This is a genomic window from Pantoea sp. Ap-967 (assembly GCF_011752565.1).
Taxonomy (GTDB): Bacteria; Pseudomonadota; Gammaproteobacteria; order Pseudomonadales; family Pseudomonadaceae; genus Aquipseudomonas.
In genome coordinates this window covers 31,444-56,992 of record NZ_VWXK01000037.1, presented here as the reverse complement: position 1 = coordinate 56,992, position 25,549 = coordinate 31,444, and the positions used below count along the sequence as shown (strand labels likewise).

24 protein-coding genes are annotated in these 25,549 nt (G+C 64.6%); 11 read left to right on the top strand and 13 right to left on the bottom strand.

From position 1 onward, the window contains the following. Positions 1-209: 209 nt before the first annotated feature. Positions 210-1,073: a universal stress protein gene (locus F3J45_RS26270; protein ID WP_167069981.1), complete on the bottom strand. Its 864-nt coding sequence runs from the start codon at positions 1,071-1,073 to the stop codon at positions 210-212. 154 nt (positions 1,074-1,227) lie between these two features. On the opposite strand from F3J45_RS26270, the gene F3J45_RS26265 reads away from it, so the two are divergent. Then, the gene (locus F3J45_RS26265) at positions 1,228-1,845 is read left to right on the top strand and encodes a tRNA-(ms[2]io[6]A)-hydroxylase (protein ID WP_167069979.1); all 618 of its coding nucleotides are present in this window, start codon (positions 1,228-1,230) and stop codon (positions 1,843-1,845) included. A 3-nt stretch (positions 1,846-1,848) separates the two neighbouring features. On the opposite strand, the gene F3J45_RS26260 is transcribed toward F3J45_RS26265, so the two are convergent. Beyond that, positions 1,849-2,166, bottom strand: a complete 318-nt coding sequence (locus F3J45_RS26260) for a YqjD family protein (RefSeq protein WP_167069976.1) — start codon at positions 2,164-2,166, stop codon at positions 1,849-1,851. A 126-nt stretch (positions 2,167-2,292) separates the two neighbouring features. On the opposite strand from F3J45_RS26260, the gene F3J45_RS26255 reads away from it, so the two are divergent. Beyond that, positions 2,293-2,556, top strand: coding sequence for a hypothetical protein (locus F3J45_RS26255; RefSeq protein ID WP_167069974.1), 264 nt, complete (start codon positions 2,293-2,295; stop codon positions 2,554-2,556). 5 nt (positions 2,557-2,561) lie between these two features. Here the strand turns inward: F3J45_RS26255 and F3J45_RS26250 are convergent, their stop codons facing one another. Continuing rightward, a complete protein-coding gene (locus tag F3J45_RS26250; RefSeq protein ID WP_167069970.1) occupies positions 2,562-3,050 on the bottom strand; it encodes an LEA type 2 family protein in 489 nt (162 codons plus the stop codon). Positions 3,051-3,186: 136 nt separating this feature from the next. Between F3J45_RS26250 and F3J45_RS26245 the strand changes: the two genes are divergently transcribed. The 3 genes from F3J45_RS26245 to F3J45_RS26235 all read left to right on the top strand — a co-directional run bounded on the left by F3J45_RS26245 (position 3,187) and on the right by F3J45_RS26235 (position 7,124). Beyond that, positions 3,187-3,705, top strand: a complete 519-nt coding sequence (locus tag F3J45_RS26245) for an RNA polymerase sigma factor (RefSeq protein WP_167069967.1) — start codon at positions 3,187-3,189, stop codon at positions 3,703-3,705. After that, positions 3,698-4,570, top strand: a complete 873-nt coding sequence (locus tag F3J45_RS26240; RefSeq protein ID WP_205300690.1) for a FecR domain-containing protein — start codon at positions 3,698-3,700, stop codon at positions 4,568-4,570. The genes F3J45_RS26245 and F3J45_RS26240 overlap by 8 nt, the downstream gene beginning before the upstream one ends. Before the next feature lie 130 nt (positions 4,571-4,700). Beyond that, the gene (locus F3J45_RS26235; protein ID WP_167069983.1) at positions 4,701-7,124 is read left to right on the top strand and encodes a TonB-dependent receptor; all 2,424 of its coding nucleotides are present in this window, start codon (positions 4,701-4,703) and stop codon (positions 7,122-7,124) included. Positions 7,125-7,264: 140 nt separating this feature from the next. On the opposite strand, the gene F3J45_RS26230 is transcribed toward F3J45_RS26235, so the two are convergent. Continuing rightward, complete coding sequence (locus F3J45_RS26230; protein WP_167069964.1) at positions 7,265-8,176, bottom strand: LysR family transcriptional regulator; 912 nt, start codon at positions 8,174-8,176, stop codon at positions 7,265-7,267. 101 nt (positions 8,177-8,277) lie between these two features. Between F3J45_RS26230 and F3J45_RS26225 the strand changes: the two genes are divergently transcribed. The 5 genes from F3J45_RS26225 to zapE all read left to right on the top strand — a co-directional run bounded on the left by F3J45_RS26225 (position 8,278) and on the right by zapE (position 13,219). Beyond that, positions 8,278-9,372, top strand: coding sequence for an extracellular solute-binding protein (locus tag F3J45_RS26225; protein ID WP_167069960.1), 1,095 nt, complete (start codon positions 8,278-8,280; stop codon positions 9,370-9,372). 28 nt (positions 9,373-9,400) lie between these two features. After that, positions 9,401-10,375 (top strand): agmatinase, encoded by a 975-nt coding sequence (gene speB, locus F3J45_RS26220; RefSeq protein WP_167069958.1) that lies wholly within the window; start codon positions 9,401-9,403, stop codon positions 10,373-10,375. A gap of 96 nt (positions 10,376-10,471) precedes the next feature. Beyond that, complete coding sequence (locus F3J45_RS26215; RefSeq protein WP_167069956.1) at positions 10,472-10,789, top strand: hypothetical protein; 318 nt, start codon at positions 10,472-10,474, stop codon at positions 10,787-10,789. Positions 10,790-10,812: 23 nt separating this feature from the next. Continuing rightward, positions 10,813-11,961, top strand: a complete 1,149-nt coding sequence (locus F3J45_RS26210; RefSeq protein WP_167069954.1) for a PQQ-dependent sugar dehydrogenase — start codon at positions 10,813-10,815, stop codon at positions 11,959-11,961. A gap of 145 nt (positions 11,962-12,106) precedes the next feature. Continuing rightward, on the top strand, positions 12,107-13,219 hold the full coding sequence (gene zapE, locus F3J45_RS26205) for a cell division protein ZapE (protein WP_167069952.1): 1,113 nt from the start codon (positions 12,107-12,109) through the stop codon (positions 13,217-13,219). A gap of 116 nt (positions 13,220-13,335) precedes the next feature. On the opposite strand, the gene F3J45_RS26200 is transcribed toward zapE, so the two are convergent. Beyond that, complete coding sequence (locus F3J45_RS26200; RefSeq protein ID WP_167069950.1) at positions 13,336-14,349, bottom strand: alpha/beta fold hydrolase; 1,014 nt, start codon at positions 14,347-14,349, stop codon at positions 13,336-13,338. Positions 14,350-14,468: 119 nt separating this feature from the next. Beyond that, positions 14,469-15,803, bottom strand: coding sequence for a tRNA 5-hydroxyuridine modification protein YegQ (gene yegQ, locus F3J45_RS26195; protein WP_167069947.1), 1,335 nt, complete (start codon positions 15,801-15,803; stop codon positions 14,469-14,471). 130 nt (positions 15,804-15,933) lie between these two features. On the opposite strand from yegQ, the gene F3J45_RS26190 reads away from it, so the two are divergent. Then, entirely contained in the window at positions 15,934-16,998 is a 1,065-nt protein-coding gene (locus F3J45_RS26190; RefSeq protein WP_167069945.1) for an AI-2E family transporter, read from the top strand. 3 nt (positions 16,999-17,001) lie between these two features. Here the strand turns inward: F3J45_RS26190 and F3J45_RS26185 are convergent, their stop codons facing one another. From F3J45_RS26185 to nuoI, 7 genes are all read right to left on the bottom strand, one after another. After that, positions 17,002-19,065 carry a TonB-dependent receptor domain-containing protein gene (locus tag F3J45_RS26185; RefSeq protein ID WP_167069943.1) on the bottom strand — a complete coding sequence of 688 codons (2,064 nt, stop codon included), beginning with the start codon at positions 19,063-19,065 and terminating at the stop codon, positions 17,002-17,004. Between the two features lie 198 nt (positions 19,066-19,263). Next, positions 19,264-20,733 (bottom strand): NADH-quinone oxidoreductase subunit NuoN, encoded by a 1,470-nt coding sequence (gene nuoN, locus F3J45_RS26180; RefSeq protein ID WP_167069941.1) that lies wholly within the window; start codon positions 20,731-20,733, stop codon positions 19,264-19,266. A gap of 7 nt (positions 20,734-20,740) precedes the next feature. After that, positions 20,741-22,273 (bottom strand): NADH-quinone oxidoreductase subunit M, encoded by a 1,533-nt coding sequence (nuoM, locus tag F3J45_RS26175; RefSeq protein ID WP_167069939.1) that lies wholly within the window; start codon positions 22,271-22,273, stop codon positions 20,741-20,743. A 43-nt stretch (positions 22,274-22,316) separates the two neighbouring features. Continuing rightward, positions 22,317-24,170: an NADH-quinone oxidoreductase subunit L gene (nuoL, locus tag F3J45_RS26170; RefSeq protein WP_167069937.1), complete on the bottom strand. Its 1,854-nt coding sequence runs from the start codon at positions 24,168-24,170 to the stop codon at positions 22,317-22,319. Beyond that, positions 24,167-24,475 (bottom strand): NADH-quinone oxidoreductase subunit NuoK, encoded by a 309-nt coding sequence (gene nuoK / locus F3J45_RS26165; RefSeq protein ID WP_167069935.1) that lies wholly within the window; start codon positions 24,473-24,475, stop codon positions 24,167-24,169. The genes nuoL and nuoK overlap by 4 nt, the downstream gene beginning before the upstream one ends. A gap of 3 nt (positions 24,476-24,478) precedes the next feature. Beyond that, positions 24,479-24,979 (bottom strand): NADH-quinone oxidoreductase subunit J, encoded by a 501-nt coding sequence (gene nuoJ / locus F3J45_RS26160; RefSeq protein ID WP_167069933.1) that lies wholly within the window; start codon positions 24,977-24,979, stop codon positions 24,479-24,481. Positions 24,980-24,989: 10 nt separating this feature from the next. Continuing rightward, on the bottom strand, positions 24,990-25,538 hold the full coding sequence (nuoI, locus tag F3J45_RS26155) for an NADH-quinone oxidoreductase subunit NuoI (RefSeq protein ID WP_016488223.1): 549 nt from the start codon (positions 25,536-25,538) through the stop codon (positions 24,990-24,992). Positions 25,539-25,549 lie beyond the last annotated feature (11 nt).

Genomic DNA, 25,549 nt, shown 5'->3' with positions numbered 1-25,549 from the left:
CATCGCCGATGGTAGTGTGGGGTTTCCCCATGTGAGAGTAGGTCATCGTCAAGATTCATTTCGCAAAACCCCTATCTGCGCGAGCAGGTAGGGGTTTTGTCTTTTCTGGCGTTTAATTTCTTGAGATGCGCGGCGCCTGGCCGACCGCATCGCGAGCTTTGCTCGCTCCTACCAGGTTGGGCACCAACCCTATCCGTGTGGGGTGGGTATTAGCCGCGTGCCAACTCTGCCAGGTGTGCAGTGGCTTCCTCACTTTTGAGCACCAGCACATCCCCCTCCAGCGAATCGAGCACCACCTCTGACGTATTACCGATCAAGGCCCCGGAAATGCCGGTGCGCGCAACCGTACCCATCACAGTGACCACCGCGTCCAGTTGCTTTTCGAAGTGGGGAATCAGTACATCTGCCGGGCCTTCGGCAACATGCAGGCGATCTTCGCTGATATCGAACTCCGCCTGAAACGCACTGCAGGCTTCCCGGTAGCGCTTTTCAATGGTTTCGCTCAGCTGGTAGACCGGGTCCGACGCCGACAGCATGGGCGAGGGGTGGGCGCTGATCACGTGCAGGTCGCCCTTGGCCAACCCAGCAATGCCATAGCCGTGGTCGATGATGCTCGCGTGCAGCCGACGATGGTCTTCATCCTGATTGCCCACATCCACAGCTGCCAGGATCACGCCCCCGGTCCACGGCCGTTCGCTCTTGACCATCAGCACTGCGCAGGGGCATTGGCGCAGCAGCTTCCAGTCGCTGGGTGTCAGCAAGGCCTTCTTCAGCGGATTGTCTGGCCGGTGTTCCTTGATTACCAGCTCGCACCCCTCGGCCTGCTGAACATGGATGATCGACTCATGCAGGTTGTCTTTCCATTTCTGTTCATGGGTGACGTTGTCGTAACCATCATCATGCAACTGGCTACTGAGCAGGCTGAGCAGCGCACCGTGGTCATGCTTCCTGTCACACATCAGCAGGTGCAGGCGTGCGCCGGTTACCCCGGCAATCAGCTTGGCGCGGGTCAACGCCCGGCTATGGGCATGTTCGGGGTCGAGGACGACGAGGATGCTGCGGACCGCTTGCATGGGCGTGAACTCCCTTCAAAGGTGGCGACCAATGCCTGACTATAGTCGGCGCTCCCCACATCGCCGCTTGACGTACATCAAGCATAGCCACTGGTGCTACCGGCCACCGTCGGTATAATCGCCGGTCCTGTCTGCACTGTGTGGTTGCACGTTTATGTCCCTGACCCCCGAAATCGACGCCTTCCTCGGCTGCCCGACACCAGATGCCTGGATCGAGGCCGCACTTGCCGACCAGGAAACCCTGCTGATCGACCACAAGAATTGTGAGTTCAAGGCCGCCAGCACGGCGCTCAGCCTGATTGCCAAGTACAACACGCACCTGGACCTGATCAACATGATGTCGCGCCTGGCCCGCGAAGAGCTGGTACACCACGAGCAGGTGCTGCGCCTGATGAAGCGCCGTGGCGTGCCGCTACGCCCGGTGTCGGCGGGGCGCTACGCTTCCGGCCTGCGGCGCCTGGTGCGTGCCCATGAGCCGGTCAAGCTGGTGGATACGCTGGTGGTTGGGGCGTTCATCGAGGCACGCAGCTGCGAGCGCTTCGCGGCGTTGGTACCGCACCTCGATGAGGAGCTTGGCAGGTTCTATCACGGCCTGCTCAAGAGCGAGGCGCGCCATTACCAGGGTTACCTGAAGCTGGCCCACCACTACGGCGATGAGGCGGACATTGCCCGCCGCATCACCCTGGTGCGGGAAGCGGAAGCCGAACTGATCCAGTCGCCGGACCAGGAACTGCGCTTCCACAGTGGTATCCCGATGGTGCAGGCCGCCTGACGCTCAGTTGCGGCGCCCCAGCAGCAGGCCGACCACCAGGCCGAAGCCGGCCGACACGGCAACGGTCTGCCAGGGGTGCCCGCCAATGTAGTCCTGGGTAGCGTCCACCACCGGTTGCGCCTTGGCGCGCACCTCACCGGCAGCCTGGCGCGCCTGGCGCAGTTTCAGGCTCACCTGGGCGCGCAGGGTTTCCGCCTCTTCGCCTACCAGGGTAGCGCTCTCGGTCAGCAGTTTTTCCGACTCTTCGATCAGTGCCTGCAGCTCACTGAATACCTGGTCCTTGATTTGATCGTTATCCGGTACGGCAGTTTTTCGGGCCATGAACACGTCCTCGTCGATGGGTAGTTGAACAATGGATGCCGCTGCGCCGGGAAAGTTGCTTCGGCTTGGTGATGTGGCGCTGTCACGGTGTAAGATAGCGGCCATTTTCAGCAGGCAGGTACCTTCATGAGTTTCAATCTGGCCAACATGAGCTTCGAGGAACGGGCGCAGATCGAGGCCGAAAAGGCGCGGCTGTTCGAAATGTGGCAAAACAACCTGGGCAAGGCCAAAGGTGACGCTGCCCGCCTGATCGCGGAAAAGCCGCGGCGCAAGGGCAAGTGGGCAGAGTGGGTACGGGCTGAACTCGATGGCATGACCCCGCCCGAATACGCAAGCCTCGTGCGCAGCGAAGTGAACAAGATGATGGCCGCGGCCAGCGCAAACCGCTGATCCCCTTACCAGTCGAGATTGCCACCTTTGGGCAGGTCTAGCTTGCCCTCGTCGCTGAACCGCACCGTACCCAACGGCCCGCCGGCCAGTTTCCCGCGCAGCTTGTAGGGCATGCCCTGCAGTGAGCCCAACGTACTCAGCCCGTAGGCCTGGCGGATGAAGGCGAACGCCGTGATGCTGACCGGCACGCTGATCACCGCTTCATCATAGCGCCCGATATGCCCTTGCTGGTCGCTGACGCCGGAGGCCAGTGGCTGGCCGTTGACTTCCAGGTTCAGCGCGATGCCGTTGAAGTCGAGCGGGGTTTCGTTGGGGTTCTGTACCCGCATCTTCACGGCCATGCGCATTTCCAGGTCCTGGCCCGGCAGCGGGTCGATGCCGATCACGCTGATCGTCAGCGGGTCGCGGGCCTGAAACAGCGCGCAGGCGTTGAGCGCGCCGAGCAAGGCCAAGGCCAGGAGCAGGCGGGTGAGACGGTACAATCGTGCAGTCATGTGAACCAACCTTGGCAGCCAAGTGGTGGCTGCAGTGTGGCAAATGCACGGCAGCGTTGAAAGTGGCAGGCTTAATGAAAGATACTGTTTCTCATTAACGCCCGATAATTTCTCCTACTGGCAGTATTTGCACCCCATGCTGACGTCTCCCGTGTCCGGGCTGCTGGCAAGTTTCCAGGAGCACTACGACGACCTGCTGCAGTTTCTCACCCGGCGCATGAGCGACCGGCAGCGTGCTGCCGATGTGGCCCAGGAGACTTACCTGAAGCTTGCCAAGATCGACGAGCAGGCCGTGCCGGTACTGCACGCGCGCAGTTTCATCTTTCGCGTTGCCGGCAACCTGGCCATCGATGCCCTGCGCCGCGAGCAACGCATCGCCGCCAGCCATGAAGACAGCGACGGCGCCGGGGAGGTGGCCTGCCCGGCACCTGCACCCGAGGCAACCCTGCTGGCCCGCGAGCGCTTGCAGATGCTCGACCAGGCCCTGCTGCAGCTGCCCGGCAACGCCCGCGAGGCGCTGTTGCTCAACCGCGTCGAGGGCCTGACCCAGGCGCAGATCGCACAACGGCTGGGCGTTTCCGAGAGCATGGTGGCAAAATACATTGGCCAGGCCTTGCGCCACTGCCGTGACTGGCTCAAGCATAACCATGACTGATACCCCGACCATGCACCCGCCCCAGCCGCTCAGCGACCTGTCCGACGATGCCCTCGACTGGCAGGTATTGCTGCATTCGGGCCATGCCACGGCAGCGGATCAGGCGCGTTACCAGCGCTGGTGCCAGTTGAGCCCGGCGCATGCCGAGGCGGCCCTTGAAGCCCAGGCGCTGTGGCAGGACATTGGCCAGGCGCCAACCGCCCAGGCGTTCCAGGCCCAACCCATTCGCCGCCGACGCCACTGGGCAGCAGGCATCGCCGCTGCGGTGGTGCTGCTGGTTGCTGGCGTCGGCGGCTGGCAACGGGCGCCCGTGTGGCTGGCGGACTACTACACCGGGCTGGGCGAGCGGCGCAGCATCACCCTGGCAGACGGCTCGCGCGTACTGCTGAACAGCGCCAGCGCCCTCGATGTGCGCTACAACGCTAGCGAACGCCGGGTGGCCTTGCAAGCAGGCGAAGCGTTGTTCGAAACCGCCGCCGACCCGCGCCCCTTCGTGGTGGAGACGGCGGGGGAGGCGGTACAGGGCAGCCACGCCACCTTTAGCGTGCGCCGCGATGGCCAAGTGGTGCTGGCCAAGGGTGAGGCCAAAGTGGGTGAGCGGGAGCTCGCCGTGGCGCCGGACGCCAGTGCCCAGACCGCCTGGCAGCGGGGCAAGTTGATCTTCAACGGCAAGCCCCTTGGCCAGGTGCTGGCGGAGCTTGAGCGCTACCAGCAAGGCCGCATCCTGCTCTCTGACCAGAAGCTCGCAGCCCTGGAGGTCAGTGGCGTGTTCGACCTCGACGAACCCCAGGCCTTGCTGCGCACCCTGGAGCAGCGTTATGGCCTGAAGGTCACTTACTTGCCGTGGTTGGCCGTGGTGCATTGAGCCCCCAGGGGCCTTGGCAGAATATTTTTCATTTGGCACTGCAAGTTCGCACAAGCCAGATCGTCGTAGTGGGACTGATCAGCAACCCATTCTCATTTACGACTTGTCTGGAAGCTTATTCGTGCCCTTGATGCCCATGCCCTCGTACCGTCGCGGCGGTCGTTTCCACCATGCCCTGCTGTCCTGCAGCGCCCTGGCCGTGCTCGCCGGCCCCTTGCAGGCCTGGGCCGCAACGGATGCAGGCGCGCAGGTGCAGAGCCGCCAGGTTGCGCTGGATGTGCCCGCGCAAGCGCTGGACCAGGCCCTGACCGCGTTCGCCGACCAGGCGGGGCTGCACCTGCTGTACACCACCGCCGATGTTGCCGGCCTCACCAGCCCGGCCCTGCAAGGCAGCTACGGCGTCGACCAGGCACTTCAGCAACTGCTTGCCGGCAGCGGCATGGCCTGGCACTACAACGACAGCCGCACCATCACCTTGCGCAAGGCCGATGGTGCGCCCCAGGCGGTCAACCTCAAGCCTATCGAAGTCAGCGTCGCCTCGCGCACCAGCACCGCCATCAGTGAAATCCCCGGCACCGTCTGGGTCGTCGACCAACAGCAACTGCGCGAGCAGATCGACAGCGGCGTCAGCCTCAAGGAAGCCATCGGCAAGCTGGTGCCGGGCCTGGACCTTGCACCGGAAGGGCGCACCAACTACGGCCAGAACATGCGTGGGCGCAACGTGCTGGTGATGATCGATGGCGTCAGCCAGAACAGCTCCCGCGGCCTGTCGCGTCAGTTCGACAGCATCTCGCCGTTCAACGTCGAGCGTGTCGAAGTGTTGTCTGGTGCCAGCGCCATCTACGGCGGTGGCGCCACCGGCGGCATCATCAATATCGTGACCAAGAAGGGCGAGCCCGGCCCGGCCCGTTTCGAAACCCAGCTCGGTGCCAGCAGCGGTTTCAACAACAGCGACGACCTGGCCACCCGCTTCGCCCAGTCGGTCAGCGGCGGCAACGAGCGTATCCACGGCCGCCTGGGTATTTCTGGCGAGCAGAACGAAGCGTTCTACGACGGTGCGGGCGACCAGATCTTCATCGACAACACCCAGACCGACCTGCAGTACAACCGCACCCTCGATATCCTCGGCACCCTCGGCATGCAGTTTACCGAGCAGCAGAGACTCGACCTGCTGGCCCAGTACTACGACTCCGGCAACCACGGCAGCACCGGCATCTATTTCCCCAACCTCAAGTACAACGCGCCCTCCGACCTTGAAGATGCCGAGCTGCGCAGCGGCTACTCGTCGGACCTGGAGCCACGTACCCGGCGCCTGCTGCTCAACGCCAACTACCACCACACCGACGTCCTGGGCCAGGACTTCTACCTGCAGGCCTCATACCGCAAGGAAGACGACAACTTCTACCCGTTCCCCTACTACAACCGCGCCACGCCCACCGGTTCGCGCGGGGTGTACTTCGCCGCGTCGCAGCAGAACTTCGAGGTCACCAGCCTCAAGGGCCTGTTCGCCAAGCAGTGGAACAGCCTGAAGCTGACCTACGGCCTGGACCTGGACCGCGAGCGCTTCAATGCCGAGCAGACCACCTTCGACGCCCTGAGCTCGTCTGAAAGTGGCGGCCTGAGCATGGATGAGCAGAGCAAGGCCGCGCGCTACCCCAGCTACCGGGTCGACGGCGTGTCGGTGTATGCCCAGCTCGACTGGCACGCCACCGACAACCTCACCTTGTCAGGCGGCGCCCGGCGCCAGCAGATGGACGTCGACGTCAGCGATTTCAAGGGCGTGCCCGGCGGCAGCAACGACTACCAGGTGAACCTGTACAACATCGGTGCCATCTACGACTTCAAGAACGGCCACCAGGTCTGGACCAACTACGGCGAGGGCTTCGACCTGCCAGACCCGGCCAAGTACTACGGCAAGCAGGGCTTGAGCGTGGCCGACAACCCACTGGCCGGCATCAAGAGCCGCCAGGTCGAGCTGGGTTGGCGCTACGCCGACCTCGACTGGGACGCCCAGGCGGCGTTGTACTACATCTGGTCGGACAAGATCATCAACGTCGATTCGCAAACCCTGACCATCAACGTCGAAGACCAGAAGAGTCGCGACTTTGGTTTCGAAGGTGCCCTGACCCGGCACTTCCAGACCGGCTGGGAAGCCGGCGGCACCTTGCACCTGACCCGTTCCGAGGAAGAGGCTGCCAACGGCGGTTGGATCAAGCGTGATGCCCGCTATGCATCATTGTCCAAGGCCACCGCGTTCGTTGGCTGGAAAGGCGATGGCCGCAGCGCACGGTTGCAGGCCAACCATGCGTTCAGCCTCAAGGACGATGCCGACCATGAAATCGACGGGTACACCACGTTCGATCTGCTGGGTAGCCAGGAAACCGGGTTCGGCACCTTCAGCGCCGGGGTGCAGAACCTGCTGAACAAGCAATACAGCACGGTCTGGGGGCAGCGGGCGACGCTGTTCTACTCGCCCACCTACGGGCCTGCCTACCTGTATGACTACCAGGGGCGTGGCCGCACCTACACCCTGACTTGGAGCATGGCTTACTGAGGCCTGCTGATTCCAAGCCGGCGCCGCCCCGGTAGGAGCGAGCGTAGCTCGCGATGGGGCGCGCAGCGGCCCTAGGGTTTCAGCTTCGCGGCTTATCGCGCCGGGGCTGCTTTGCAGCCCATCGCGAGCTGCGCTCGCTCCTACAGGGGATCGCAGCTCGGCTCGGAAAACACCGCCAGCAGATCTTCCACGAAGGCTGCCTGCGCCTCCCCAGGCCCCTGCGCTCGATGCCTGGCCAAGGTAAAGGGCACCACGAAGTCCAACCCCGGCTCCAGCGCCCGCAACAGCCCCTGCGCCTCCCAGCTCGCCGCGCAGTGGCACGGCAGATAACCAATGTGCCGCCCCGACAAGATCAACGTCAGCACGCTTTCAATCTGCTCCGCCACGGCCATGCTGCGCCTACTCTGGAACGGCTCGCCACCTTTCAGGAAGCGATAAGGGTGGCGCACCTGGTCCACCTCCAGCAATTGCTCCAAGGCAACCTGCCCGGCGGTGAACAACGCATGCCCTTTGCCGCAATAGAGCCGCTGGCGCTCCTCGAACAAGGGCTGGTAATCGAACGCCGCCTGGTTGCCGGAAAAATAACTAATCGCGCAATCGAGCCGCTGCTCCAGCAGCAACCGCTCCAACTGCGCCGGGGGCGCACTGATCAGCTCCAGTTGCACCGACTCCTCCCGTTGGCGAAAGCGCGCAATCGCCGAGGCCAGCTTCAGGCTGACCGCCGTGTCCTGGTTTTCCGCCATGCCCACCCGCACCGTTCCCAGTAGGCGGCCGGCCACACCGTTGGCCTGCTGGCGAAACTGCTCGATGTTCAGCAGCAAACCACGCGCCGCATCCAGCAGCAGTTCGCCCTTGTCGGTCAGGCGAAAGCCCCCCTTGCCCCGGCTGCACAGGCGATAACCCAGGCGCGTTTCCAACTGGGCCATGCGCTGGCTGATGGTGGGTTGGCTGAGCCCTAGCACCCCCTGCGCGGCACTGAAGCCACCGGCCTCGACTACAGTGACGAACAGCCGCAGCAGGTGCAGGTCGGGGTCGTGAAGTTGTCCGAGCATACATTGCTCCTGGTGAATGTCAGCTTTGCAGACTTGCCATTCTTGCAATGTAACCCGGCTGGCATGCTGTCGGCATCCACCCACTTGCCGAGGTGCCTGTCATGCGTCGATCGTTGTGTCTGCTTGGCCTGCTGTCCATGGAACTGGCTTTGGCCCTGCCACTGCAGGCCGAAGAAAAAGTCGTCAACCTCTACAGCTGGGCCGACTACGTCGCACCCGAAACCCTGCAGCGCTTCGAGCGTGAAACCGGCTACAAGGTGCGCTACGACACCTTCGACACCACCGAAGTGCTGGAAACCAAGCTGCTCACCGGCGGCAGTGGCTACGACGTGGTGGTGCCTTCGTCCACCGTGCTGGCCCGCGCACTCAAGGCCCAGGCGCTGCAGCCACTGAACGCACAGGCCATGCCCGGTTACGCCAACCTCGACAAAGACCTGCTGGCCAAGCTGGCCGAAGCCGACCCGGGCAACCGCTACGCCGTGCCGTACACCTGGGGCACCCTGGGCTTGGGGGTGAATGTGCAAGCGGTGCGCCAGCGCCTGGGCGATGTGCCGCTGGACAGCCTCGACCTGCTGTTCAAGCCTGAATACGCCAGCCGCCTGAAGGAATGCGGCATCGCCATGCCCGACTCGCCCCAGGAAGTGATCGGCGTAGCCCTCAACTACCTCGGCAAAGACCCCTACAGCCAGGACAAGGCCGACCTGGCCGCGGCGCAGCAACTGCTGAACCAGCTGCAGCCGTCGATCAGCTATGTCGCCAACGGCCGGCAGATCAGCGACCTGGCCAATGGCAGCGTGTGCCTGGCACTGACCTACAACGGCGACGCCGCCATGGCCGCAGACCAGGCCCGCCGCGCCAACAAGCCGTTCGAGCTGATCTACCGCATTCCACGCGAAGGCACGTTGGTGTGGCAGGACAACCTGGTCATTCCCAAGGATGCGCCGCACCCCCAGGCAGCCCGGGCCTTCATCGCCTTCATGCTCCAGCCCGAATCGGTGGCTGCGCTGACCAACGCGCTGTTCTTCGCCAACGCCAACCAGGCCGCCACACCGCTGGTGGATGAGGCCGTGCGCAACGACCCGGACATCTACCCACCCGCCCAAGTGCGCTCGCGCCTGTATGCCGACCGCAGCATGGCGCTGGCCGACCTGCGCCAGCGCAACCGCTTGTGGACGGCGTTCCGCAGCCGCCAGTGACCCCTCATTACAACGAAGGAGCCCCACCGTGGAGCAAGCCAGCAGCAACGACCAGGCCATGACCCGTGACAGCCTCTACGGCACAGCCGCAGAAAGCACCTACGCCGGCATTACCAGTTTCTCGCGCCGGCGCTACAGCCGCGACCTGCGTGGCGTCGACGTGGTGGTCAGCGGCGTGCCGTTCGACACCGCCACCAGCAATCGCCCAGGCGCACGTTTCGGGCCGCGGGCCATTCGTGCCGCTTCGGTGCAGCAGGCCTGGGCACGCCACTGGCCGTGGGCGTTCGACCCGTTCGACCACCTGGCCGTGATCGACTACGGCGACTGCGCCTTCGACAGCGGCACGCCGCAGTCGGTGCCAGGCAGCATCCAGGCCCACGCCGAGCATATCCTGCAGGCCGGCTGCGCGATGCTGACCCTGGGCGGCGACCACTTCATCAGCTACCCGCTGCTCAAGGCCCACGCCCGCCGCCACGGCCCGCTGGCGCTCATTCACTTCGATGCGCACAGCGACACCTGGCCAGACGAGGAGGGCAAGCGCATCGACCACGGCACCATGTTCTGGCACGCGGCCCGCGAAGGCCTGGTAGACCCGGCCCATTCGGTTCAGGTCGGCCTGCGCACCACCAATGATGACAGCCAGGGCTTTGCCATCCTCGATGCCCGGCAGGTGCACCGCCAGGGCACCGAGGCGATCATTGCGGCGATCCGCCAGCGGGTGGGCGAGCGCCCGGTGTACCTGACCTTCGACATCGACTGCCTCGACCCGGCCTACGCGCCCGGCACCGGCACCCCGGTGTGCGGCGGGCTGAGCACGGTGCAGGCGCTGGAAATTCTTGGCGGCCTGCGCGGCATCTACCTGGTGGGCATGGACCTGGTAGAGGTGGCACCCGCCTATGACCATGCCGACATCACCGCACTGGCCGGGGCCACCCTGGCCATGGAGATGCTGTGCCTGTATGCGGCGCGCCACAAGGTCGACAGCGCGGCTGCAAGCGGCTGAAACATCAGGAATCGCATTCACGCTTTTGCCGCGAACCCTTGGCGCCTTAGGCTATCCAAACGCATAAGGCGCGCTTTTTCGTGCAGGAGGTGAAGCATGAATCCTACATTGCCAACCTTGATCGTCGGCCTCGCGCTGTGCCTTCCCGTGCAGGCTGCCCCTGGGCAAACGCTGCAACTGGCCGCCAGCGACAGCAACCCATACAACAGCCCGATCCAGCGCGCCAACCCCAACAGCCGCCAGGGCAGCGTGCCAGCCACCCCGCCCGTGCGCGGGCCGTCCACCGTGCCCAACCCGCGCCCGCCAACCCTGGATAACCACGGCATTGGCAATGGTGACAACCTGCGCCGCCAGCAACAGGCGCCAAACCTGGAACCCACCCGGCCAGCGCGCGACACCCCGCGCGCACCCTGAGCCCTCATCGAAAGGAATCCTAGATGTCTCGAAGCACCTGGCTGACCACCCTGACCGCCGCCGCCTTGCTGCCATTGTTGGCCCATGCCGCGCCAGAGCAGCGCTTGCCCAGTGAGCAGGGGCAACTGACCGTCAGCACCTTGGCCGATGGCTTGCGCAACCCCTGGGCGCTGGCGTTCCTGCCGGGTGGCAAGGACATGCTGGTCACCGAGCGCCCTGGCAACCTGCGCCTGGTCAGCGCCGAGGGCAAGGTTGGCCCGCCCATCAGCGGCGTGCCCAAGGTCTGGGCAGAAGGCCAGGGCGGCCTGCTGGATGTGGTGCTGTCACCCTCGTTCGCCAAGGACCGCACCGTCTACCTGTCCTATGCCGAGGAGGGCAGCGATGGCAAGGCCGGTACGGCAGTCGGCCGTGGGCAGCTGTCGCAGGACCGCGCGCGGCTGGAGCACTTCAGTGTGATCTTCCGCCAGCAGCCCAAGCTGTCCGAAGGCAACCACTTCGGCTCGCGCCTGGTCTTCGACCGTGACGGTTTCCTGTTCATTGCCCTGGGCGAGAACAACCAGCGCCCCACGGCCCAGGACCTGGACAAGCTGCAAGGCAAGATCGTGCGCATCCTGCCGGATGGCGAAGTGCCCAAGGACAACCCCTTCGTTGGCAAGCAGGGCGTGCGCCCCGAGATCTGGTCGTTTGGCCATCGCAACCAGCAGGGCGCGGCGCTGAACCCGTGGACCGGCAAGCTCTGGACCCACGAGCACGGCCCCCGTGGCGGCGACGAAATCAACATCCCGGAGCCGGGCAAGAACTACGGCTGGCCGATCGCAACCCACGGCATCAACTACTCGATGCTGCCGATCCCCGAAGCCAAGGGCAAGCATGTCGACGGCATGGTCGACCCGCACCATGTGTGGGAGAAGTCGCCGGGTATCAGCGGCATGGCGTTTTATGACAGCCCGACCTTCAAGGCCTGGGACCACAACCTGTTCATTGGTGCGCTGGCGAGTCAGGAGTTGATTCGTTTGCAGCTCGATGGCGACAAGATCGTGCATGAAGAGCGTTTGCTGGGTGACTTGAAGGCGCGGATTCGCGATGTGCGGGTGGGGCCGGATGGCTACCTGTATGTGCTGACCGATGCCAAGGACGGGGCATTGTTGAAAGTGGGGCTTGATAAGGGCTGAGGTAATGGGTGGCCTGCACGGGCCGCTTCGCGGGGCAAGCCCGCTCCTACAAATGCCTGGGTTTGATGGCCCATTGTAGGAGCGGGCTTGCCCCGCGAAGAGGCCCGTATAGACTACAGCGTTACCTCAGGCCACGCCGACCGTCATGCCCCACGATCCGCAGTCTCTCTACCTGCAGGCGCTCACCCAGCAGGGCTTTACCCATGACTCCGCCCAGGCCCGTGCCGTCCAGGCCCTGCAAGCCTGCTTCCAGGCCCTGGAGCAGGGCAAGCGCCCCCAGGGCCTGTACCTCTGGGGCCCGGTCGGCCGCGGCAAAACCTGGCTCATGGACTTGTTCCACCGCTGCCTGGGCGTTCCGGCCCGGCGCCAGCACTTTCACCATTTCATGGCCTGGGTCCACCAACGCCTGTTCCAGCTCAACGGCACCGCCGACCCGCTGCAAGCACTGGCCCGTGAACTGGCCAGGGAAATCCGTGTGCTGTGCTTCGATGAACTGTTCGTCAGCGACATCGGTGATGCCATCATTCTCGGCCGGCTGTTCCAGGTACTGTTCGACCAGGGCGTGGTGATCGTCGCCACGTCCAACCAGCCCCCTGGGCAGCTGTACCGCGACGGCTTCAACCGCGAGCGCTTCCTGCCGGCCATCGCCGCCATCGAGCGTCACATGCAGGTGCTGCCCGTGGCCGGGGAGCAGGACCATCGCCTGCACCCGGGCGCCGAGCACAAGCGTTACTGGGTGGCCGAACCCGGCACGCGCGGCGCCCTTGAAAGCGTGTTCCAGCAGCTCAGCCCAGGCCTGCCGGGCACTGCCGAGCCCTTGCAGATCGGTGCCCGGCAGATTCGGGTGGTCCGGCGCAGTGCCCAGGCCATCTGGTGCCGTTTCGCCGACCTGTGCGAGCAACCCCTGGCCGCCATCGACTTCATGGCGCTGTGCGATGATTTTCCAGCCATCCTGCTCGAAGGCGTTCCTGCCCTGGGCGGCCAGCAGCAGCCCGGGCGCATCGCACGCGGTACGGAGGACGCAGCCGTGCGGGTCGAGGCAGGCGACCGCGAGCTGCCCATGCTGTCGCCCAGGGACGACGCCGTGCGCCGCTTCATCGCCCTGGTCGATGAGTGCTACGACCGCCGCGTGGCGCTGTACCTGGAAGCCCAGGTTCCGCTCGATGCCCTCTACACCCAGGGTTACCTGGCGTTCCCGTTCCAGCGCACCCTGAGCCGCCTGCGAGAGATGCAACTACAGCGTTTCCAGACCCTGTAGGAGCGAGCAAAGCTCGCGATCACCGGCAAGGCCGGTGCCAGGCACCCTGAGGGCTGCCTGGCAGCCCATCGCGAGCTCTGCTCGCTCCTACCGGCCTTGCGCCGATTTAGAAAAGGTCATCGTGTAGCCGGTGGCTGCCCCAGCCACTCCACCAGGGTGCGGTTGAAGCGCCGCGGTTCTTCGATCTGCGGTGCATGCCCCATGCCTTCGAACGTCACCAGTTGCGCATGGGGAATCAGCTTGGCCACCTGCGGCCCCAATTCCTGATACTTGCCCAGCTTGGCTTTCACCTCCGGCGGGGCGATGTCGCTGCCGATCGCCGTGGTGTCCTGGTCGCCGATCAGCAGCAGGGTCGGCATCTTCAGGTCCTTGAACTCGTGGTACACCGGCTGGGTGAAGATCATGTCGTAGATCAACGCCGAGTTCCACGCCACCGCTTCATGCCCCGGCCCCTGGTTCAGGCCCACCAACATGTGTACCCAGCGCTCGTACTCAGGCTTCCAGCGCCCGGCGTAATAGGTCTTGCGTTCATACTCGCGCACGCCCTCGGCGTCGAGTTTCAGCTCGCGGGCGTACCACTGGTCGACCGTGCGGTAAGGCACACCCAGGGCCTTCCAGTCCTCAAGGCCGATCGGGTTGACCATGGCCAGGCGCTCGACCTGCTGGGGGTACATCAGCGCGTAGCGGGTGGCGAGCATGCCGCCGGTGGAATGGCCAAGAATGATCGCCTGCTTCACCCCCAGTTGTTCGAGCAACGCATGGGTGTTGCTCGCCAGTTGCTGGAAGCTGTACTGGTAATGCGCAGGCTTGCTGGAGGTGCAAAAACCGATCTGGTCTGGGGCAATGACCCGGTAGCCGGCCTCGCTCAACGCCGCGAGGCTGGTTTCCCAGGTGGCGGCGCAGAAGTTCTTGCCGTGCATCAGCACCACGCTGCGGCCATTGGCCTGGCCCTTGGCGGGGATGTCCATGTAGCCCATCTGCAGGTTCTGGCCCTGGGACAGGAAGTCGAAATGCTTGAGGGGGTAGGGGTAGTCGAAGCCTTCGAGCTGTTTGCCATAGGTGGGCGATTCGGCAGCGATGGCCGGGGCGCCGACAAGGCAGGCCAGGGCCAGGGCGGTTGCGCGCAGCATGGGGAACTCCGTGTAGGGCCATGTAGGAAAGGGCGACTTTAACAGGCAGCGGAGCACCTTAAACGTTAAAGGTGTTACCAAGCATGAACCCCGAGCGCAGCCCCCTGCCGCGCCGGGGCTCAGGCGCTGGGAGGTTGCTGGTCCAGGTCGCGCATCAGCAGGCCGTATTCCAGCGCGACCTGTTCGGGAATCGGCAGGTACACCACGTGGCCATCGCCCGGCGCCACGTCGATGGCCTGCTGCTGGCGGTTGCACAGGCGGTGCAGGTCGAAATGGTAGTTGCCCCGTGGCGTCATCAATTCCAGGTGGTCGCCCACGGCGAAGCGGTTCTTCACCTTGACCTCGGCCAGGCCATCGATGCGCGCACCGGTCAACTCGCCCACGAACTGCTGGCGCTCGGACACGGAGTTGCCGCGTTGGTAGTTCTGGTACTCATCGTGCACATGGCGGCGCAGGAAGCCCTCGGTGTAACCGCGCTGGGCCAATGATTCGAGGTTGTCCATCAGGGCCCGGTCGAACGGCCGCCCGGCAGCGGCATCGTCGATGGCCTGGCGGTACGCTTGCACAGCGCGGGCACAGTAGAAGTGCGACTTGGTGCGGCCCTCGATCTTCAGCGAGTGCACGCCCATCGCTGCCAGGCGCTCGACGTGCTGGATCGCGCGCAGGTCCTTGGCATTCATGATGTAGGTGCCGTGCTCGTCTTCGAAGGCTGGCAGTTCGGTGCCGGGGCGGTTGCTTTCCTGCAGCAGGAACACCTGCTCGGTGGGGGCGCCCAGGCCCAGGGTAGGCTCAGCCTGGCGAACGATGTCGCCGCAGGCATCTTCGCCTGCGGGGCTGGCCTGGTACTTCCAGCGGCAGGCGTTGGTGCAACTGCCCTGGTTGGCGTCGCGCCGGTTGAGGTAGCCCGACAGCAGGCAGCGGCCGGAATAGGCCATGCACAGGGCGCCGTGCACGAACACTTCCAGCTCCATGTCCGGCACCTGCTGGCGAATCTCCTCGATTTCTTCAAGCGACAATTCCCGCGACAGGATCACCCGGCTCAGGCCCAGCCCCTGCCAGAACTGCACGCTGGCCCAGTTGACCGTGTTCGCCTGCACCGACAGGTGCACGGGCATCTGCGGGAACTGCTGGCGCACCAGCATGATCAGCCCTGGGTCGGACATGATCAGCGCATCCGGGCCCATGGCGATGACCGGCGCCAGGTCCTTGAGGAAGGTCTTGAGCTTGGCATTGTGCGGCGCGATGTTCACCACCACATAGAAGCGCTTGCCCAGGGCATGTGCCTCGGCGATGCCAAGCGCCAGGTTGGCGTGGTCGAATTCGTTGTTGCGCACCCGCAGGCTATAGCGTGGCTGGCCGGCGTAGACCGCATCGGCGCCATAGGCGAAGGCGTAGCGCATGCTCTTGAGGGTGCCGGCTGGGGCCAGCAGTTCGGGCTTGGCGGAAGGGGTCATGGGCGCACCGGGGCAAAAGGCTGGGATGCTAAGGCCAAGTGCTGCGCGCCGTATTGATTTGAATCAAGGCTATGAAGGCACTTTTCCAGGATTGCGCTGCACTAATAGCCATGACAGTCGAGGAGTCGCCATGAACCCAAACCCCCTGCACAACAAAGCCCTGGCGGTACTCCTGGCGCTGGTGACCATCGCCTTCGTGTGGATCATGCTGCCGTATTACGGCGCCATCTTCTGGGCGATCATTCTCGCCATCCTGTTCGCGCCGCTGCAGCGCCACCTGGTGATTCGCTTTGGCCGCCGGCGCAACCTGGCGGCCGCCAGCACCACCCTGGTGTGCCTGTTGGTGGCGATTCTGCCGGTGATCATCACCAGCGCCTTGCTGGTGCAGGAGGGCGCCACGCTGTACCAGCGCATCGAAAGCGGCCAACTGGACATCGCCGGTTACGTCGAGCGGGGCAAAGACATGCTGCCGGCGTTCGCCCAGCACGGCCTGGACCAGATGGGCATGGGCAACCTGGACGGGCTGCGCGACAAGATCAGCAAATGGGCGACCCAAGGCAGCCAGGTGCTGGCCAGCCAGGCGTTCAGCTTTGGCCAGGGCACCTTCGAGTTCCTGGTGAGTTTCGGCATCATGATGTACCTGTTGTTCTTCTTCCTGCGCGAGGGCCCCGACGTGGCGCGCCGGGTGCGGCTGGCGGTGCCGCTGCCCGAGCAGCAGAAGCGCCGCCTGCAGTTGAAGTTCAGCCGGGTGGTGCGGGCCACGGTCAAGGGCAACCTGCTGGTCGCCATTACCCAGGGTGCCCTGGGCGGCTTCATCTTCTGGGTACTGGGTATCCCCAGTGCGCTGGTGTGGGGTGTGTTGATGGCGTTTCTGTCGCTGCTGCCGGCGGTGGGCGCGGGCATCGTCTGGGCGCCGGTGGCGGCCTACTTCCTGCTGACCGGGGCCATACTGCCCGGGGTAATCCTCACCGCCTTCGGCGTGCTGGTGATCGGCCTGGTGGACAATTTGCTACGGCCGATCCTGGTGGGCAAGGACACGCGCATGCCCGACTACCTGATCCTGCTGTCGACCCTGGGCGGGTTGGCGGTGTTCGGGCTCAATGGGTTCGTGATCGGGCCGCTGATCGCCGCGCTGTTCATGTCCAGCTGGGCGATCTTCGCGGCCACCCAGCCGCAGGTTCAGTTGCCCCAATGAGGGCTAGCGGAAGCTGTAGGAAACCCCTGCATACACCCCAAGGCCTTCACCTGGGGTGGAGCGGGCAACGTCCAGCCCGGCATCGTCGTAGCCCGGGGTCACCGTGGCCGCGTAACGCTTGTTGGTGAGGTTGCGCAGGTCCAGCCAGGTTTGCCAGTCTTGCTTGGGCGAGTCCCAGCCCAGCCGCGCGCCCAGCAGGGCATAGGCATCGGCGTGGTAGCTGTTGGCGTAGTCCACCTGCACCTTGGAGGCCATCTGCGTGTTCACCCCGGCGTAGAACCCGCTCGGCCAGTCGTAGCGCAGCTCGGCCTGGTAGTAGTGCATGGGAATGCCCGGCAGGCGGTTGTTGCCGAACTTGTCGTCGTCGCGGTAGTGGAAGTCGCTGAAGGTATAGGCCTGGCGCAGGCTCAGCTTGCCGGTGCCGGAGCGCTCCCACAGAAGGCTGTCCAGGCCGGCCTCGACACCCTGGTGCACCGTGGGGCTGGCGTTGAATTCCTTGAACGGCAGGCCCTGCACCACTTCCACGTTGAGCAGTTCATGGCGCACCTGCGCGTAGTACCAGGCCAGGTCCCAGCGCCCCAGCGCCGAATCGCCACGGGCACCCAGCTCCAGGGTGGTGGCGGTCTGGTTCTGCATCTTCATCGGCTGGTTGGTCACCGGCGCACTCCACACCAGCGACCATGGGTGCGGCGGCTCCACCGAGCGGCTGAGGTTGCCGTACACCTGCAGGTCCGGGCGGATGTCGTAACGCAGCCCCAGGCGCGGTGCATAGTCCCAGTCATGCTGGCTCACCCGGCCGCCACTGGCCGGGTAGGTGACATCGCTCTCGCGGCGGGTGTAGATCATCGCCAGGCCCGTGGTCAGCCACAGGTCCGGCACCAGCTCCAGGTCATTGCCCACGTGCAGGACGGTGTCCGAGCCCTGGTAGCTGAAGTCGCGCGTGCGGGCGCCCACCACGTTATCCACCCGCGAGAACTGCGAGGCACCGCTGTTGGGCAGGTGCTTGGTGGTACGCCAGCCGACGGTGGTCTTGCTTTCATGGCCGAACAGGGTGTCGCGGCGCAGGTAGTTCAGCGTACCGCTGACATCGGTGTAGGCCACCTTCAGGCGCATGGCACCTTCGCGCAGGTCCATCGGGTAGTCGTGATAGACCAGCCCGGCCTCCAGGCGCGAATCGTCATCGAGGTAGAAGGTGGTCTTGTTGCCGACCCAGGTGCTGCCCGGCTGCGGCCGGCTGTCGTTACGCGACAGGTAGCCGGGGTTGGCCGCTCGCGGGTCGTGCTTGATCTGCTCCTTGGTCAGGCGCCCGGCCAGGTCGTTCTCGGTTTCCCGGTAGCGCAGGTAGAAGCGCGTTTCCAGGTTCGGGTTGAAGCGGTAGCCCACGTTGGCGGCGATGCCTTTCGCACTGCCGCTGCTGTGCCGCTGGTAGCCGTCGTATTCCGAATCGGTGAGGGCCACGTAGTAGTCGAGGTTGCCCAGTACCTGCCCGGAGCTGATATGCCGGTGCTGGTAGCCACGGCTGCCGACTTCATAGCGGACCTGCAGCGGTGCGGCATCGTAGCCGGTGTGGGTGACATAATTGATCGCCCCGCCCAGGGCCAGCGAACCCTGGTCAAAACCGTTGGCGCCGCGCAGCACTTCGGCGCGGCTCAGCCACAGCGGCTCGAACAGCTCGTAGGGGGTGCCGCCGGGGCCGGTCAGCGGCAACCCGTCGAACATCGTGTATACCCCCGAGCCGTGTGCACCGGGCGCACGGTTGATGCCCGAGCCACGAATCGACAGCTTGATGCCATCGTTGCCCGCCGACTGGGCAAACACGCCCGGTTGGTAGGCCAGCACATCGGCGTTGCTGGCCACTCGGCCTTGCTCCACGTGCTGCAGGTCCACCAGGTTGCTGGCGCCTGGAATCGTGCGCAGCTTCTCGCGGGCCTCGTCCAGTTCGCTTTGCGCTTCGTCGCTGATCAGCACCTGGCCCAGCTCCACGGCGGGTGCCGCCAGGGCTTGCGGGCTGGCGCTGGCGAAGGCCAACAGGCCGAGGAATGACGGCAGGGGCAAAACGGGACGCATCGGGCAACTCCAGGCGAAGGGCGGGCAACGGCGTTGTGACGCGCGAAATCATGCTCAGAGCACGCGGGATGTCGATTTATCGCGTGTCACCCCTGAAATACGGATGCCCAGGGCTGCGCTTTACACGTCGCCCAAGGCTGCCATGGCGCGCAAAAAAAACGCCCCGCAGGTGCGGGGCGTTTTTTGCTGCGGGGCTGATCAGCCGATCAGCTGCAGGCCTGCCTGCTGAACCAGGTCCAGCAACGGCTGCGGGTACACGCCCAGGACGAAGGCGAGGATGGCGATGGCCAGCAGCATCACGCCGCCGGTGCGCTGTTCCCACTTCAGCGGGGCGTCGTGGCGACGCAGGTTCGGCTCTACCAGGTACAGGGTGACCATCACCCGCAGGTAGTAGTACACGCCGATGGCGCTGCCGATCACCAGGGCGCCGATCAGCCACCACAGGTGCGACTCGACGCCGGTGGCGATGATGTAGAACTTGCCGATGAAGCCGGCCGTCAGCGGGATACCCGCCAGCGACAGCATCATCACGGTCAGCACCGCGGTCAGGTACGGGCGGCGCCAGAACAGGCCGCGGTACTCGTACAGTGCGTCGGCGTCACGGCCGCCATACGGCGAGGACATCAGGGTAATCACACCGAAGGCGCCGAGGCTGGTGATCACGTAGGTGACCAGGTACACGCCCATGGCTTCCATGGCCAGGCCCTTGCTGGCCACCAGGGCAATCACCAGGTAACCGAAGTGGGCGATGGACGAGTAACCTAGCAGGCGCTTGAGGTTGCTCTGGGTCAGCGCCAGCAGGTTGCCGATCAGGATCGAAGCCACGGCGATCACCGCCAGTACCGTGCTCAGCACGCCGCTGCTGGCGGCAGGGGAGAGCATGAACAGGCGCACCACCACGGCGAATACCGCCACCTTGCTGGCCGTGGCCAGGAATGCGGCCACCGGCGCCGGGGCACCTTCGTACACGTCCGGGGTCCACAGGTGGAACGGCACCAGCGACAGCTTGAAGGCCAGGCCCACCAGCATCATGCCCAGGCCCAGCTGTGCCAGCAGGCTAGGCATGCTGGTGGCCGCCAGGGCCTTGCCCAGCTGGTCGAAGGTCAGGCTGCCGGCGTCGGCGTACAGCAGGGCCATGCCGAACAGCAGGAAGGCGGAGCCGGCGGCCGACAGCACCATGTACTTGATGCCCGCTTCCAGTGAGCGCTTGTTGAAGAAGGCATACGCCACCAGGCCATACACCGGGACCGATAGCAGCTCCAGGCCGATGAACAGGCCCGCCAGGTGGTTGGCGCTGACCAGCACCAGGCCACCCAGGGCAGACATCAGCAGCAGCAGGTAGAGTTCTTCACGGTTGCCCGGGAAGCCGGTGGAGCCTTCGCCCAGGTAGGCGTGGGCCAGGGTGACGCAGGCCAGCGTCGCCACCAGGATGATCGCCATGTACAGGCAGGCGAACTTGTCGATGGTCACCAGCGAGGTGACCGCCAGCGGCGCGACCTTCAGCGCCGGCAGAATCGACAGCAGGGCCAGGTTCAGGCCCACGGTGGACAGCAGGAAGGTCTGCGAGTGGTTGCGCTTCCAGGCGATCGCCAGCATCACCACCACTGTGGTGATGGTGGTGATCAGCATCGGCGCCAATGCGATGAAGTGTTGAGTGGTGAATTCCATAGCGCTCTTACCGGGCCGAAGCGAGTTGAGTGAAAGCGGAACCGAGCCACTGCTGCACGCCGGTCATGGTGGCGGCAGAGGTGTCGAGGAACGGCTGCGGATACACGCCCAGCAGAATCAGCAGTACCGCCAGGCCCAGCACCATGATCAGCTCGCGGTTGTCCATGCCGGCCAGCACGGTGTCGGCCTTGGCCGGGCCGAAGTAGGCGCGGTGGATCATGATCAGCGAGTACACCGAGCCGAATACCAGGCCGGTGGTGGCGATCACGGTGATCCACGGTACATGCACGAAGCTGCCGATCAGGATCAGGAACTCGCCGACGAAGTTACCGGTGCCTGGCAGGCCAAGCGATGCGGCAGCGAAGAACAGGCTGATCGCCGGCAGGTAGGCGATGCGGTGCCACAGGCCGCCCATCTGGCGCATGTCACGGGTGTGCAGGCGCTCGTACAGCTGGCCAGACAGGATGAACAGCGCAGCAGCCGACAGGCCGTGGGCCAGCATCTGGATCACCGCGCCCTGCAGGGCTTGCTGGCTGCCGGAGTAGATACCGATCAGCACGAAGCCCATGTGCGAGACGCTGGAGAAGGCGATCAGGCGCTTGATGTCGGTTTGCGCGAAGGCCAGGAAGGCACCGTAGAAGATACCGATCAGGCCCAGGGTCATGGCGATCGGTGCAAACTCCGCCGAGGCGTTCGGGAACAGCGGCAGGGCGAAGCGCAGCAGGCCGTAGGCCGCGGTCTTCAGCAGGATACCGGCCAGGTCCACGGAACCTGCGGTGGGTGCCTGGGCGTGGGCGTCAGGCAGCCAGGAGTGGAACGGTACCACCGGCAGCTTCACCGCGAAGGCGATGAAGAAGCCCAGCATCAGCAGGTACTCGGTGCCAGCCGGCAGTTCGGCCTTGAGCAGGTCGCTGTAGTTGAAGGTGATGACGCCGGTGTTGGTGTAGTTGACCAGCACCAGGCCAAGAATCGCCACCAGCATGATCAGGCCGCTGGCCTGGGTGAAGATGAAGAACTTGGTCGCCGCGTAGATCCGGGTTTTCTTGCCGTCTGCCGAGCTGTGACCCCAGAGCGCGATGAGGAAGTACATCGGCACCAGCATCATTTCCCAGAAGAAGAAGAACAGGAACAGGTCCAGGGCCAGGAACACACCGACCACGCCGCCGAGGATCCACATCAGGTTGAGGTGGAAGAAGCCGACGTGGCGCTGGATCTCTTTCCAGGAGCACAGCACCGACAGCACACCGAGCAGGCCGGTGAGCAGGATCATCAGCAGCGACAGGCCGTCGAGGGCCAGGTGGATGCTGATGCCGAAGCGCTGGATCCACTGGACTTTGTATTCCACCGCCCAGTGCGGTTCGGCGCCTGGCGCGGGCGCCAGGGTGTAGTCGCCGTGAGCCCACAGCCACAGGCCGATGCCAAGCAGCAGGGACATGGTCAGCAATGCGATCCAGCGCGGCAGGGTGGCGCCGAAGCGCTCACCCAGCCAGCACAGAAGGCCGCCGATGAAGGGAATCAGGATCAGCCAAGGCAAAATCATGACGGGTTGGTTTCCTTTGGCAAAGTCGCAAGGTTCTTCATAGTCACACCGCAGCCACTACCACGGCGCCCAGCACCAGCACGGCGCCCACGGCGATCGAGGCGGTGTACCAGCGCAGCTGGCCGGTCTCGGTCTTGCTCATGGCAACGTTACCGCCGCGAGCGATGCGAGGAATCAGGCCAATGCTGCGGTCCACCGGGTCCTTGCGCAGGACATGGCTGATCAGCAGGTAAGGTTTGACGAACAGCTTGTCGTAGATCCAGTCGAAGCCCCAGGCGGCGAACCACCAGGCCGACAGGACGCGACCGATGCCGCTGTTGGCCACGGCGCTGACGAAGCGGCGCTGGCCCAGGAACAGCAGGGCCGACAGCAGGATACCGGCGATGGCGATGGCACCGGAGGTGATCTCCAGCGCATGCTTGGCTTCGCCACCGGCGTGGCCTGCGCTTTCCGGCAGCACGCCTGCCAGCGGCGGGGTGATCCAGGCGCCGACGAAGGTCGACAGCACGATCAGCACGCCCAGCGGCAGCCAGTGGCTGATGCCGTGGCCAGCGTGGGCTTCGGTCTTGGCTTCGCCGTGGAAGGCGATGAAGATCAGGCGGAAGGTGTACAGCGAGGTCATGAACGCACCGACCAGGCCGGCGTACAGCAGCCCGGTGTTGCCGCTGGCGAAGGCTTCCCAGAGGATTTCGTCCTTGGAGTAGAAGCCCACGGTCACGATTGGCAGGGCTGCCAGGGCAGCACCACCGACCACGAAGCTGGCGTAGGCCAGCGGCAGCTTCTTCCACAGGCCGCCCATCTTGAAGATGTTCTGCTCGTGGTGGCAGGCAACGATCACCGCACCCGAGGCAAGGAACAGCAGGGCCTTGAAGAAGGCGTGGGTCATCAGGTGGAAGATCGCCGCATCCCAGGCACCCACGCCCAGGGCCAGGAACATGTAGCCGATCTGGCTCATGGTCGAGTAGGCGAGGATACGCTTGATGTCGGTTTGCACCAGCGCGGCGAAGCCGGCCAGCACCAGGGTCACACCACCCACCACACCCACCAGGTGCAGGATGTCCGGGGCCAGCAGGAACAGGCCGTTGGTACGGGCGATCAGGTATACGCCCGCGGTCACCATGGTCGCGGCGTGGATCAGTGCCGAAACTGGGGTCGGGCCCGCCATCGCGTCGGCCAGCCAGGTCTGCAGCGGCAGCTGGGCCGATTTACCAACCGCACCACCGAGCAGCATCAGGGTCGCCAGCACCATCCAGGTGTCGCCGGCCTTGAACTTCTGCGGTGCCAGCACCAGCAGTTCCTGCACGTTCAGGGTACCCAGCTGGGCGAACAGGATGAACAGGCCGATGGCCATGAACACGTCGCCGATGCGGGTGACGATGAACGCCTTGAGTGCAGCGTTACCGTTGTTGCGGTTGCTGTAGTAGAAACCGATCAACAGGTACGAGCACAGGCCCACACCTTCCCAACCGAAGTAGATGAACAGCAGGTTGTCGCCCAGGATCAGGAACAGCATGCTGGCGATGAACAGGTTGGTGTACGAGAAGAACCGCGAGTAGCCGGTTTCACCGCGCATGTACCAGGATGCGAACAGGTGGATCAGGAAGCCCACCCCGGTGACCACGCCGAGCATGGTCACCGACAGGCCGTCCAGGTACAGGGTGAAGTTCGGCGCGAAGCCGTCCACCGACATCCACTGCCACAGCAGCTGGCTGTACGCACCGCCCTCAGGCGGGGCGACGTTGAACTGCCAGATGACGTAGGCGGCGGTGGCTGCCGACAGGCCCACCGAGCCAACGCCGATCAGCGCCGACAGGTTCTCCGAGAACCGCCCGCGGGAGAACGACAGCAGCAGGAAGCCGACGAGGGGGAAGACGAAAGTCAGGAAGAGAAGGTTCATCCGCGCATCTCACTGGCAGCATCGATGTCGAGAGTGTGGAAGCGGCGATACAGCTGCAGCAGGATCGCCAGGCCAATACTGGCCTCGGCGGCTGCCAGGCTGATCACCAGAATGAACATGATCTGGCCGTCGGGCTGGACCCAACGGGCACCGGCGACGATGAACGCCAGGGCAGATGCGTTCATCATGACTTCCAGGCTCATGAGCACGAAGAGGATGTTGCGGCGGACCATCAGGCCAACCAGACCTAAGCAGAACAGGATGCCGGCGACGGCCAGGCCATGTTCGAGAGGGATAGCACCCATGATTTACTCCTTCGCCTCGTTGCGGCCCAGGTGGAAGGCAGTGACGGCTGCCGCAAGCAGCAGCATCGAAGCCAGTTCGACCACCAGCAGGTACGGGCCGAACAGGCTGATACCCACTGCTTTCGGGCCCACGGTGGTACCGCTGATGGCCGCGCCGCTTGGCGCGACGAACAGCACGTACAGCAGCTCCAGCAGCAGCAGGGCGGCCAGCAGCACCGGCCCTGCCCAGATGCCGGGCTTGAGCCAGCCCCGTTCCTGGGCCACCGACGCCGGCCCCAGGTTGAGCATCATCACCACGAACACGAACAGCACCATGATGGCGCCGGCGTAGGCGATCACTTCCAGGGCGCCGGCGAACGGCGCACCCAGGGCGAAGAAGATCATCGCAACGGAAATCAGCGAGATGATCAGGTACAGCAAGGCGTGCACGGGGTTGGTCCCGGTCACCACCCGCAGGGTGGAAACCACGGCGATCCCGGATGCGAAGTAGAAAGCGAATTCCATCTTTCTGTCCTTATGGGAGCAAGCTCTTCACGTTGATCGGCTCGGCTTCGTTCTGCGCAGCGCCTTTCGGCTTGCCAGCGATCGCCATACCCGCAACACGGTAGAAGTTGTAGTCAGGGTTCTTGCCGGGGCCGGAGATCAGCAGATCTTCTTTCTCGTACACCAGGTCCTGACGCTTGAACTCGGCCATTTCGAAATCCGGAGTCAGCTGGATCGCGGTGGTCGGGCACGCTTCTTCACACAGGCCGCAGAAGATGCAGCGCGAGAAGTTGATGCGGAAGAACTCCGGGTACCAGCGGCCGTCCTCGGTTTCGGCCTTCTGCAGCGAGATGCAGCCAACCGGGCAGGCCACCGCGCAGAGGTTGCACGCCACGCAGCGCTCCTCGCCGTCGGGGTCGCGGGTGAGGACGATGCGGCCGCGGTAGCGCGGCGGCAGGTACACGGGTTCTTCGGGGTACTGCAGGGTGTCGCGCTTGCGGAACCCGTGGGAGAACACCATTGCCAGGCTGCGCAGCTGGGTGCCGGTGCCCTTAACGATGTCGCCGATATACTTGAACATGGGTCAAATCC